Annotated in this window: 11 protein-coding genes; all 11 read left to right on the top strand. The window is 31.0% G+C overall.

The window, feature by feature from the left end:
• Positions 1–40 precede the first annotated feature (40 nt).
• The gene (locus tag ACEG17_RS02445; protein WP_372582421.1) at positions 41–724 is read left to right on the top strand and encodes a YggS family pyridoxal phosphate-dependent enzyme; all 684 of its coding nucleotides are present in this window, start codon (positions 41–43) and stop codon (positions 722–724) included.
• A gap of 11 nt (positions 725–735) precedes the next feature.
• A complete protein-coding gene (locus tag ACEG17_RS02440) occupies positions 736–1275 on the top strand; it encodes a cell division protein SepF (protein WP_372582420.1) in 540 nt (179 codons plus the stop codon).
• Positions 1276–1539: 264 nt separating this feature from the next.
• Entirely contained in the window at positions 1540–2733 is a 1194-nt protein-coding gene (locus ACEG17_RS02435) for a M50 family metallopeptidase (RefSeq protein WP_372582419.1), read from the top strand.
• Positions 2734–2750: 17 nt separating this feature from the next.
• Positions 2751–4394 carry an ABC1 kinase family protein gene (locus ACEG17_RS02430; RefSeq protein ID WP_372582418.1) on the top strand — a complete coding sequence of 548 codons (1644 nt, stop codon included), beginning with the start codon at positions 2751–2753 and terminating at the stop codon, positions 4392–4394.
• A gap of 70 nt (positions 4395–4464) precedes the next feature.
• Positions 4465–5136: a DUF1269 domain-containing protein gene (locus tag ACEG17_RS02425; RefSeq protein WP_372582417.1), complete on the top strand. Its 672-nt coding sequence runs from the start codon at positions 4465–4467 to the stop codon at positions 5134–5136.
• Positions 5137–5662: 526 nt separating this feature from the next.
• Positions 5663–6289, top strand: a complete 627-nt coding sequence (locus ACEG17_RS02420; RefSeq protein ID WP_372582416.1) for a TetR/AcrR family transcriptional regulator — start codon at positions 5663–5665, stop codon at positions 6287–6289.
• Between the two features lie 21 nt (positions 6290–6310).
• Positions 6311–7585 carry a TolC family protein gene (locus ACEG17_RS02415; protein WP_299571157.1) on the top strand — a complete coding sequence of 425 codons (1275 nt, stop codon included), beginning with the start codon at positions 6311–6313 and terminating at the stop codon, positions 7583–7585.
• 36 nt (positions 7586–7621) lie between these two features.
• Entirely contained in the window at positions 7622–8737 is a 1116-nt protein-coding gene (locus ACEG17_RS02410; protein WP_372582415.1) for an efflux RND transporter periplasmic adaptor subunit, read from the top strand.
• 52 nt (positions 8738–8789) lie between these two features.
• Positions 8790–11864, top strand: a complete 3075-nt coding sequence (locus tag ACEG17_RS02405) for an efflux RND transporter permease subunit (protein WP_372582414.1) — start codon at positions 8790–8792, stop codon at positions 11862–11864.
• Between the two features lie 105 nt (positions 11865–11969).
• Positions 11970–12266 carry a PG0541 family transporter-associated protein gene (locus ACEG17_RS02400; RefSeq protein WP_372582413.1) on the top strand — a complete coding sequence of 99 codons (297 nt, stop codon included), beginning with the start codon at positions 11970–11972 and terminating at the stop codon, positions 12264–12266.
• A 59-nt stretch (positions 12267–12325) separates the two neighbouring features.
• Positions 12326–12949: a uracil phosphoribosyltransferase gene (gene upp, locus ACEG17_RS02395; RefSeq protein ID WP_060918116.1), complete on the top strand. Its 624-nt coding sequence runs from the start codon at positions 12326–12328 to the stop codon at positions 12947–12949.
• Positions 12950–13011: the final 62 nt, after the last annotated feature.

Below are 13011 nucleotides of genomic sequence, written 5' to 3'. Positions count from 1 at the left end.
GTGTTATTGTAAAATATGTAGCAAGTCAAAAGGAGCAGGAATGGAACTTGATAATGTAAAAATTCAGCAAAATTATAATAAAATTTTTGAAGATATAAAAAAATATTCGCCGTATCCTGAAAAAGTAAAAATTTTGTTTGTTAGTAAATATTTTGACGTGGAAAAGCATAAGCCTATAATTGATATGGGTTATGATTATTTTGGTGAAAATCGGGCTCAGCTTTATCGAGATAAGCTAAATGAATTTTCAGATGAAAAATATAAAAATATCAAATGGGATTTTATTGGAAGGTTGCAAAAAAATAAAATAAAGTATATAATTAATAGTGTGAATTTAATACATTCGATTGATTCTTATGAACTTTTAGAAGAAATAAATAAAAAAGCTATTGAGAATAATAGAGTTATAAACGGATTAATTCAAATCAATGTTTCAAAGGAAGAATCCAAAACAGGAATTTATATTGAAGACTTTAAAAAAGATAGTGAAAAATATTTTTCTATGAGTAACGTAAAAATAGCAGGTTTTATGACAATGGCTCCATATGAAGCTTCACAACAGGAAATAAACAGTTATTTTTTAAAGATGAGAGAGCTAAAGGAAGAGTATCAGAAAAAATATAATTACATTACCGAGCTTTCTATGGGAATGTCGAATGATTATATTGAAGCATTAAAAAATGGTGCGACAATAATTAGGATAGGAAGTAAATTATTTGAATAGGAGGTTATGCTTTGGGACTTAAAAGAAAATTAATGGAATTTTTTGGCGATGATATTGAAGATGATGACGATGAGTTATCTGAAGAGTTGTCAAATGATGAAAGAAAAGAAGTGGCAGTAGAACAGCCACAGCAAAATCAGCAGTCTAAAGCTCAGCAAAAAGTAGCAGTAAATCGTGTAGAACAAGAAAAACAGCCAGAAGAGAAAAAAGGAATAGGAAGTCTTTTTGGTGTAGGAAAAAAGGAGGAAATTGTAAAGATGCCATCGTCTAAAGTAAGCTATGTTTCGATTATAAGACCGAAAGTTTTTGAAGATTCAAGATTAATTGCAGATGCAATAAAAGAAAATAAAGTTGTAACATTCAGTTTGGAATTTTTAGAATACGAAGTGGGACAAAGAGTAATAGATTTTGTAAGTGGAGCTGCGTATGCAATGAATGCTCATCTATCAAAAGTTACTGATAAAGTTTTAACTTCTATTCCAGTTGGAATTGACTATGAAGATATCGATGCTTCATTAGGAGAAGAGTCAAGAGACAGTAACTTGTTATAATTAAATATCAAAATATTGTGTTAAGTTTTAAAATTTAGCTGCTTTTTTGAGATACTTTCTCATTTAAAGCAGTATTTTTTAATAGATTTATAAAAAGAAATTATTAATTATACTCAAACCTATTTTAAATTAAACTGCTAAAATTATATAAATTTATGGTTTGAGTAAAATAGTCATAGCTTTTGAGTTTAGTTTTAAATAAGTTTTACTATAAAATAGCTTGAAATAAATATAAAAACAAAAGAAAAGTAGGAGAATAGATAAATGGGAATAATTTTTACAATAGTAATTTTGGGATTAATTGTATTTTTGCATGAATTGGGGCATTTTGCAACGGCTAAATATTTTGGGATGCCTGTTACTGAGTTTGCGATTGGAATGGGGCCAAAGATTTTTTCGTTAAAAAAGAATGAGACGACTTATTCAATCAGAATTTTACCTTTAGGAGGATTTGTTAATATTGAGGGAATGCAGCCTGAAAGGTTTGATTTGGAAGTATTTAAGAAGGAAAAAATGGATGAAATTATTGAGGAATTAAAAAATGAAACAGGTAACAGGGATAACGAAATTGAAGATGAAAAATTTGTTGATGAAGTGGAAAGAAGGCTTAGCAAGGTTGTAGAAAAGGAATTAAAGAGACAGGAAAATATTCAAAAAAATGGATTTTTTGCCAAGTCGCCGTTTAGCAGATTTGTTGTGCTGATTGCGGGAGTTGTGATGAACTTTATCTCTGCATTGGCAGTATTGTTTATAATGCTTTCAGTAGCGGGAGTGCTGCCGCCTAAATATTCTCAAGCTATAGTTGGAGGAGTTGAGCAAAGTTCAAAAGCAAATGGAAGATTGAAGGTAAATGATAAGATTTTGGCAATTAATGGTAAAAATATATCCAATTGGAGTGAAATGACAAAAAGAATTGGAGAAATTAGTAAAAATTATAAAAATGAAGATATAGTTCTAAAAATCTTGAGAGATAATAAGGAAATTACTGAAAATGTAAAATTAACTTATAACAAGGAAGCAAAAGGAAACATACTTGGAGTACATCTGTTAAGCCAAAAATCAACATTTGGAGAAAGAGTAAAAATTAGTTTTTCTATGTTTGGAGATTATTTTAAAATGACACTTGATGGTGTGAGAATGCTTATAACAGGAAAAGTGGCAATGAAGGAGATGACAGGGCCTGTAGGACTTCCTAAGATAGTTGGCGAGGCTTATGGGCAAGGAGGGATTTTTGCCATGCTTGGAGTATTTGTATTAATTTCCATAAATATTGGAATTATGAACTTGCTTCCAATTCCAGCGCTTGATGGGGGAAGACTGATATTTGTCATTCCTGAATTTTTTGGAATAAAAGTAAATAAAAAAATAGAAGAAAAAATACATATGATTGGGATGATATTTTTGCTTGTATTGATGTTAGTTATTGTATTTTTTGATGTTACTAAGTATTTTCAATAGAGAGGAAAATAAATTAGATGGTAGATTTTATACAGAAAACAAAAAGGCTTGTAAAGCTTTCTTCAGTAATTGCTCAATATGGATTTGATGAACTATTTAAAAGGGGAGACTTGGAAAAGTATATTCCTGGAAATATAAAAAGAAGATATAGTGACAAAATTGATGAAATAAATTCTTATACTTTTTATGAAAGAATAAGAATGGCGATTGAGGAAATGGGGCCTGTATATGTAAAATTTGGGCAAATGTTAAGTAATCGAAAAGACATTTTACCTGAAGAAATGCTTTTACAGCTTCAAAAATTACAAGATAGTGTGGAGATTGAAGAAGTAGATGTAAAAAAAAAAATGAATCTCGAACTTGGAATAGAAGTAGATGATTATTTTTCTGAAATAGAGGAAGAGCCGATGGCATCAGCTTCAATAGGGCAGGTGTTTAGAGGAAAATTAAAAAATGGGGAAAAAGTTGTTGTAAAGATTCAAAGAGAAAATATAAAGCCTGTAATTGAAGCAGATTTGGAAATTATGAAAAATCTTGCAAAAGCTTTGGAAAATTATTATGAAGAAATGAAAAAAATGAATATTGTAGATGTTGTGGAAAGTTTTGAAAAAATGCTCAATGATGAGCTTTCACTTAGTAACGAGCTTCGTAATATAGAGCGTTTTGCAAATAATTTTAAAGGGGACGAGAGAATTCACGTTCCAATCGTATACAAACATCTTTCCAATAACCACGTTCTTACAATGGAAATGATAGAAGGCTTTAAAATTACTGATAAGGAAAAAATAGTAGAAATAGGTAAAAAACCTGAAGAAGTTGCAAGAACTGGACTTGATTTGTATTTGGTACAGTTTTTAAAACATGGATTTTTTCATGCTGATCCCCATCCTGGTAATATTTTTATAAAGGAAAATGGGCAAATTGTATTTATTGATTTTGGTGCAATGGGAAGGCTTTATCCGAATGAGCGAGAACTTTTAATAAATTTGATTATTTATTCATTGAAAAAAGATGTAAAAAAAATGATTGAAACTATACGTAAACTGGCTATAAAATTTGAAGTTGCAGATGAAAGAAAGTTTGAGCGGGAACTTTACGGATTAATTGAGATGGTGGACGGGAATTCATTAGAAAGTATAGATATTGTTACGATTTTTGAAAAGGCAAGGAAAATATTCAGCGATAACCAAATTCTGCTTTCTGAAGATATTTACCTGTTAATAAAGGGAATTGGTCAAATTGAAGGAATTGGTCGGCATTTGGATCCAAGTCTTAATATAACAAGAATTATGCAGCCATATATGGATAAAATAGCAAGAGAGCGGATGAATCCAGTAAATATTTTTAAAAAGGGAGCAGAAAAATTGGAAACCTTTTCTGATAACTGGCTAACTTTACCTACAGATTTAAAAAATATTTTGGAAAAAATTCAAAAAAATGAATTAAAACATAAGCATGAAATAATTGGTTTTGAGAAATTTCAAAAAACTTTTGAGCAATTAGTACTGGCAATTATTATTTCATCAATATTTGTGGGTTCATCAATACTAGCTCTAGCAAACATTCCTCCAAAAATATTTGGAATTTCTGGATTGGGATTATTAGGATTTGTTATTGCAGGAATTATGGGAGTAAATTTATTTTTTAAAAGTAAAAAATAAGTACTGGCAAAATAAAAACTATTTTTTTAGGACTATAATTAATCAATTTAAAAAATAAAGGAGAGCTGCCATGGAAAATAATGTTTTATTAGCAACATTTGAAAATCAGCTAAGCGCATTTGAGGTTCTAGCTGACATAAAGACAAAATATTCAGGGGAAAATTATGTAATTACTCAGGCTGCAGTTGTAAGAAAGGAAGACGATAAGCTGAGTTTCAAGGATGGATTCGAAGTAAATGCAAATGGAAATATAGGATTTTTAAACGGAGGGCTTCTTGGAGGCCTTATTGGAATTATCGGAGGTCCGTTGGGAGTTATTTTTGGTGGAGCAGTAGGAGCTATGATAGGTGAAAGCCAAGGTGAAAAGGCTGACAAAAAAATAATAAGCATATTTGAAGATGTTTCAAAACACCTTGTAAATAACCATTATGCGTTGATTTTACTAACTTCCGAATCAGGGAATACAGAACTGGATAATTTTTTGAATAAATATAATCCTGAAACAATCCTTCGAAAAGATGCCAAAGTTGTTCAGAAAGATTTAGAATTTGCAAAAGAATATGAATCAAAACTAAAAACAGATATTGAATATAAGGAATTAAAAGAAAAATTTGAAAGCAAGTCAAAAGAAGTAAAAGAAAATTTAGCTGATTTTTCAGAAAAGATAAAAGCTAATGCAGAAGCATTTACAGAAGATTTGACAAAATTTGTATTGGATTTGAAAAATAAATTTAAAAATTAAAATATGGGGATAGAATCTTATCCCTATTTTTAATTTAAAATATATTTGAAATACAGAACTGTTAAGTTTATAGAAGTAAAAAATTATACTTAATGTGGATATGTGGAGGTTTAGATACAAAAGAAAAATGTAAATTTAACAATAAAAGAGGTTGTGTTTAAAAAATTTCCTGTGGAATTGAAAGTTATTTTCGTTATTGCCATTGGTGACAGTGATACTTCAATCAATAGGAAAAGCATTATTTAAATAACTATAAAGGGTTAGAACATCTCTTAAAATTGGTAAAAAAGCAGGATTTTTTGAGATGGTCTAATAAATTTAAATAATATTGAAATTTTAGAAAAACTATTAGTAAAAATAAAAAGTAATTTTTAGAAAATAAATAAGAAAAAATGACAAAAATCTGAAAATATGATTTATATCCGTATTTTAATGGATTTCTAAGTAGAAAAATGATTGACAAAATAGAAAAAAAATTATATTATAATGACTTGTGGGTCAATCTTGATTGTTAGGTGGGAGATACTTGGAAAAAAAGAAGAGTGTAAAAATCCAAAAAAGAAAGAAAATAATAGATAAAGCATGGGAATTATTTATAAAAAATGGATATGAGGAAACAAAGGTAGAGGATATTGCAAAGGAGTTAGGGATTTCTAAAGGAAGTTTTTATACATATTTTGCAACAAAAGATGAATTATTGTATGAGATTTTGGAAAAAATAAAAAAGAAAATAATAAATGTTCTTGGGGCTATAGATGTTAGTCAGCAGCCAGATAAGGTTTTAGAAGATTATGTAAGAGCTAAAATGAATAGTGCTGTTCAACTTTTGAACAATATGAGATTAAATATTGTCGAAAAAAATGTGTTAAATCCTAAATTAAGGAATTTTTTTGAAGAATTGCGGGAAATATCTATTAATTTTATAAAAATAAATATTGTTGAAAAATTTAATAAGAAAAATGGAAATAAATATAATTTACAAATCATATCAGAATTCATATTAATATTAGTAGAAGAATTCTTATTTGACGAACTTGTCTTGAAAAGCTTTAGAAACATGAAGGAAGATGAGATAATCAATATAAAAAATACAGATAAAATTGAAATATCACTAAAGGAAATAACAAAATTTATAAATAATGCATTAAAATAGGTTCAGGAAGGAAAACAGAAAATGAAAAAAAATAAAAATAAAATAGCAGTAACAGTACTGCTCCTATTAATGTCAATTCCTAATTTTGCACAAAAAATAACTATTCAGGAAGCGGCAGAGATGGCAGTAAAAAATAATAAAGATATAAAAATCGGAATGCTGGAAGTAGATAGAGGGCAAATTGACGTGAGCAGAACTTGGAAACAGAAATTTTTCACAGTAAGCTACAATGCTTCGGCAAACGCCTACTTTAAAGATGTCATATCAAAGAAGACTGGAGAAGCGTATCAGCAATACTTATCACTATCACAGCCAATTTATACAGGCGGGAAATTAAAACTTGGAAATGAAATTAGTAAGGATAACTTAAAATTAGCAGAATTGAAACTGGATAAAACAAAAAAAGATACAGTTTTGAGTACTGTTCAAGCATACATTGATGTATATGATGCGATTAGTACACTTGGAGTTTTACAAAAGTCTAAGGAAGCGCTAGATGAGAATTATAAAATTCAGACTGAGAAATATAAATTAAGAATGGTTACAAAGCCTGAATACAGAGAAGCAGAACGAAGTATAAAGGCTATAGAGGCACAAATTGTAGAACAGCAAGGAAATATTGAAATAGCAAAGGAATCTTTAGGAATACTAATCGGAGTGTCAAATCCAAGCAGTATTGAAATAGTGCCGTTCGGGGTGGAAGATAATTTTACCAAGACAATTGACTTGTCAAAAGATATGGAAAAATTGACAACACAAAATACTGAGTATAAAATTGCACAAAAGCAAATTGATATAAGCAGAAAAAATACAAAACTTGAAAAATCAAGTTTTCATCCTACAATTAATGGAACGCTAAGATATGGGACATTACAATCACAAGGTAAATTGAAAAATGTATTTGAAACAAAGAATTTGTCATCAGCTGCGGGAGTAACGTTTACTTGGGATATTTTTGACTGGGGCAAAAGAAAAGAAGATGTAAGTTATGCTCAAAAAACTGAAGAAATTGCAGAAGTTAAATCAGGACAGACGTTAGATCAGGTAAAGGCAAATATGAGAAAAACATATTATCAGCTGCAAGCGCTTGAAAAAAGTTTGGAAGCATTGAAGGTTGCTGTGGAAAGCGCAGAAGAAACTTATGAACTGGAAAAGGAAAGATACAGCTATAACTTGATAACAATGAATAATTTACTTGATGCAGAGGCAAAATTGAGACAAAGCCGTGTAAATTATGCGACTTCAAAACTTAAGTACTATTATCTTGTGTCACAATACGGAGCTTTTCTTGATTAATCGGATTTAAAATATGAAAATAGGAGGAAATAAATAATGAAATTATATAATAAAAAAATCGTAGCGGCATTGGCAATACTTGTGATGTTTGCTATATCTTGCGGAAAGAAGAAACAGGCTGCAGCAAATAATACAAGGCCAGTAAAAGTGCAAGTTATTGGACAAAATCAAATGTCATTGGGATATACCGCAAGCGGTTCTATAAAAGGAATCGAGGAAATTCCTTATACAGCGACTTCAAGTGGAGAAATTATATCAATAAATGGAAAAAATGGAGATTATGTAACTGCTGGACAAGTAATAGTAGCAATTGATAATCAAGCAGCAAGATCAAATGTAAGAAGTGCAGCTTCAAATGTAAACACAGCTTCATCAAATATCAATTCAGCTGCGGCTGCACTTGAAGAAGCAAGAATTAATTACGAAAAATATAATATGCTTTACAAAAAAAGGCTAGTAACCGAAACAGAGTATTTAAGTGCAAAAACTAATTATGATTCAGCAAGAGCAAATTTAAATGCTTCAAAAAACAGTTTAAGCTCAGCAAAAGCTGATTTAGCTACAGCAAATGATACTAACAGTAAAACCGTTATTAAAACTAAAGTTAGCGGATATATTGCAAATATGGATTTAGAAAGACATCAACAAGTATCAGCAGGAGCAAAATTATTTACATTGGTTAATGAGAGTGAAATGAAATTGGAAATTGGAGTTCCAGCAGAGATTGTTAAAAAAATTCAAATGGGAGCACAAGCAACTATAAAAGTTGATGAATTGAATGGTAAGGAAATTGTTGGAACAGTTTATGAAATAGCGGCTTCAGCTGATTCAGCTAGTAGACAATTTATTGTAAAAGTTAAATTCCCTAATCCAGATAGAGAGTTAAAAAGTGGAATGTATGGAAAAGCAAATATTGCAACAGGAGCTGAAGATGGGTTGATTATTCCTAAAAAGGCGATTGTAGTAAGAGGAGTTCAGCAAGTTATTTATGTTATTAGAGATGGAAAAGCAGTTATGATACCGATAAATATTTCTAATCAAAATGAAACTTATGCGGCAGTGACTGGTGATGGCTTAACAGCTGGAGATCAGCTAGTTGTTGATGGACAAAATGTTGTACAAGCGAATGAAAAAGTAAATGTTGTGCAGTAATATATGAAAAATAGAGAAAGGAGTGTACGATTTTGTAATCGTATGATATAAAATGACAGTAGCAGAATTTGCAACGAAGAGAGTAGTGTCGACAACGATGATACTTATATTTATGATTTTTGCTGGTTGGGTAGCGATGACAGGTATGAAACAGGAAAGAATACCAGATTTCGATATACCGATAGTTGTTATTAATGCCACTTGGACGGGAGCAACAGCGGAGGATGTAAAAACACAAGTATCAAAAAAACTAGAAGATGCGGCATTAAATGTAGATGGAATTAAAAATATAACAACTTCCTCTTCTTATGGTTCATCAGTAGTTACGATAGAGTTTAACTATGGTGTAGATACAGATATTAAACAAGTCCAAGTTCAAACACAAATAGATAAAATAAAAGGGCAATTGCCAGATGATGATAACTTTAAAGATCCTACAGTATCAAAAATGGATGCAACAGGTAGTTCCAACATGGCACTGATGATTGGGATTACTGGGGAAAATAAACAGTTAATAACATCGTTTGTTGAAGAAACATTACAGCCTAGATTGAAGAGAAATAGAGGTATTGGTAATATTTCTGTAATGGGTAATGCGACAAGACAAATTAAAGTTTGGTTGGATCCAGCTAGATTGAAAGAATATAATTTGTCAGCGGCAGAAATTTATAGTAAAATAAAAGTGGCTAATACAGTAACACCAGCAGGTACGATAACTGATGGGACGAAAGAATTTATCTTAAAAGTTGATGGAGAGTTAAAAGAGCTCGATCAAATTCAGGATATAGTTATTTCAAATCAAAATAATCAAACAGTTAGATTGGCGGATGTGGCAAAAGTTGAGTATGGAACAGAGGATCCGACATCGTATGTAACATATAATGGAAAAGAAATGGTTGCTGTTATGATTCAAAAGAGTAAAGATGGTAACTTGGTAGAGGTTGCGAAAAAGGCTAAGGAAACTTTGAAAGAAGCAAAACCATTATTTCCAGAAGGTTCTAATTATAATATAATAGTTGATAACAGTGAAAAAGTTAGCGAATCAATAAAAAATGTTGCAAGTTCTGGGATACAAGCGGTTATCATTACAATTATAGTGCTTTTTGTATTCTTGAAAAACTTGAGAGCATCATTAGTTGTGGGAACATTGATTCCGATTTCAGCAATGTTTACATTCTTCTTACTTACAACACAAGGAATAACATTGAATATGATTTCGTTAATGGGATTGTCACTTGCGGTTGGATCACTAGTAGATAACGGGGTTGTTACGCTGGATAATATTTTTGATCACATTCAGATTAATAAGGAACCAGCAGATGTAGCAGCGGTACGGGGTACAAATGAAGTAATTCTTCCGATGATGGCGTCAACGGCGACTTCAGTTTGTGTATTTCTACCTATTATATTATTTGAAGGAATTACTAAAGAAGTATTTAAAAGTATTGCATTTTCAATGATGTTTGCGTTATCAGCTTCAATCATTGTTGCGATGTTATGGGTTCCGATGGCTTCAAGTTTATTTTTAGATGTTAAAAAAATCTCAGATAATGCTGAAAAAGCTGCTAGATTTAATGCATTTAGGGATAAATATAAAGAATTAGTGGCAAAAGTATTGGAAAATAGGTGGAAAATGGTAGTTGGAGTTGTAATAGCATTTGTAGTAGTTGTATTTGGAATAGGAAAAACAGTAAAAACTACATTCTTCCCAACGATTGATGATAATCAATATTCAGTAGTTGCGACACTTGCGACTGGGCTAGATTTAGACGTGTCAAAAGATATTGCGAATAAAATGGAGGCAGTTGTAAAAGCGGATCCAGCGACTAAAGATATAAATGTACTTGCTTCAAAAGATGCAGCGGTAATAAATGTTGATGTAAAAAAAGACACAATGAAAGCAATGAATCGTGTTAGGGAAAAATTAAAGGATTTACCAAATGTAACACTTGCAGTTTCACCACAAAAAGCAGGAGGTCGTTCATCGCAGAAAGATTATTCGTTTCAAATAGAAGGTGATGACCCACAAGAACTGAATAGAATAGCAAATGCGATAATGGCTGACATGAAAAGCCAGTCATGGTTTAAAGATGTTAAATCATCAACAGAAGGGGGATATCCTCAGGCTAAGCTGGAAGTAGACAGAGTAAAAGCTGAAAGTTATGGAATAACTGTAACGGACATTACCCAGATGTTATTTATGACAGCTTCTGGATCTGCAAATCCGATTGATGTAACTCAAAGTACAGAAACATTGGATGTAGTACTGGAATTAGAAAAAAATCAAAAAAATTCATTGAATAAAATAATGGATTTAGAGATAAAAACTAATAAAGGAACTTATGTTAGATTAGGGGATATTGCTACAATGCAGTATGAAGAAAGTGCTTCAACTATTTCAACAGAAAATGGAACAAGAATTGTAACAATTGGTGCAAACTTGGATAGTTCGAAAGGGTTTAACGATGCAGCAGCATTTATTCAACAGTCATTCAAGAAAACAAATCCAGCTGAAGGATATAAAATTGGAGTAGCAGGACAAGCTAAAAACCAATCTGAAATGGGTGGACAAATTATGAAAGACTTATTACTTGCGATTGTGTTGATTTATACAGTACTTGCGGTTCAGCTAGAATCATTTATCTTGCCACTTATGATTATGACAACATTACCACTTTCTATGATTGGAGTAATTTTAGGATTAGCAATAACTAGAGTACAACTTAGTATGTTCGTTATGATCGGTATCTTGATGTTATTTGGTATGGCGGTTAACAATGCGATTGTAATGCTTGATTTCGTTGCAGGGTTGCGAAAAAAAGGCTGGACGATACACGATGCCTTAGTAGAAGCATGTGGTTCAAGACTTCGACCAATTTTAATGACAACACTTACAACAGTGTTAGGATGGCTTCCAATGGTATTTTCAAGTAAAGGAAGTTCGGGATACTATCAAGGTATGGCGATTGCAGTAATGTTTGGACTTTCATTCTGTACGGTCTTGACATTGTTTTTTACACCGGTATTGTACTCATTAGTTGAAGAAAGAAAAGAAAGAAAACAAAAAGAAAGAGAAGAAAGAAGAAGACAAGAAAAAGAAGAAGAAAGAAAAGGGTATGCTAAATAATTCGATTCTTTGATTTACTGTAATGTTCGATAATTTGTAAATTTTAATATTTTTATGAATTATTGAATAGACTTAAATTTATAAAAATTAGAGAGGATAATTTTTGTGAAAAGATTAGAAATATATTTTGATTCATTTTATACTGAAAAAATGAAGGAAGAGCTAAAAGAGTACGGAATAGATCAATATTTTATAGTTCCAGTTGTTCATAGTTCTTGGAGCAAGGATTTTAAACATTTTAATACACATGTATGGCCAGGGACAGACAGTATTCTAATTACTTATCTGGAAGATGAGCATGCAGAAGAAATTTTACGGATTATAAAAATTATGAAAATAGACCTAGGTAGAGGGATTTCTATGGGAGCTGTTATTTTGCCTGTAGACGATATTATTTTTTAAAAAATATGAATTTTAAAGAGAAAACAGTTTGAATATAAAAAAGAACGGAGTGATTATTAATGGCAGTTTTTGAATTGAAACATCCACTAATTGAACATAAACTTTCAAATTTGAGAAATAAACATACAGATACTAAACTTTTTAGGGAAAGCCTAAATGAAATAGCAGGACTTATGGTTTATGAAGCAACAAAACATTTGCCACTCAAGGAGATTGAAACAGAAACTCCTATTCAGAAAACCACTACAAAAGTTCTAGATAAGCCAATAACATTAGTTCCCATCCTAAGAGCAGGACTTGGAATGATAGATGGAATATTGCAGCTTCTTCCAAACGCAAAAGTAGGTCATCTAGGAGTTTACAGAAACGAAGAAACTCTAGAGCCAGTCTACTACTATGCAAAAATGCCAACAAACGTTGTTGAAAGTCAAGTTTTCGTAGTAGATCCAATGCTCGCAACAGGAGGTTCAATGATTTATACACTTGATTATTTGAAAGAAAAAGGCGTAAAAAACATAACCGTGCTTTGTATCATTGGTGCTCCTGAAGGAATAAAGAAATTTACTGAAAAACATCCCGATGTTGACTTATACATTGCGGCAATTGATGATGGACTTAATGAAAATGCGTATATCTATCCAGGATTGGGAGATGCAGGAGATAGAATATTTGGAACAAAATAAAACTTTTTAATAAAAAAAAATAGGACATTCTTTAGTGGGTGTCCTATTTTTGTATTGGTTAT

The sequence above is a fragment of the Leptotrichia hongkongensis genome (assembly GCF_041538065.1).
Lineage (GTDB): Bacteria > Fusobacteriota > Fusobacteriia > Fusobacteriales > Leptotrichiaceae > Leptotrichia > Leptotrichia hongkongensis.
Note: the sequence above shows the minus strand (reverse complement) of the source record. Positions and strands in the feature narration are given on the sequence as shown.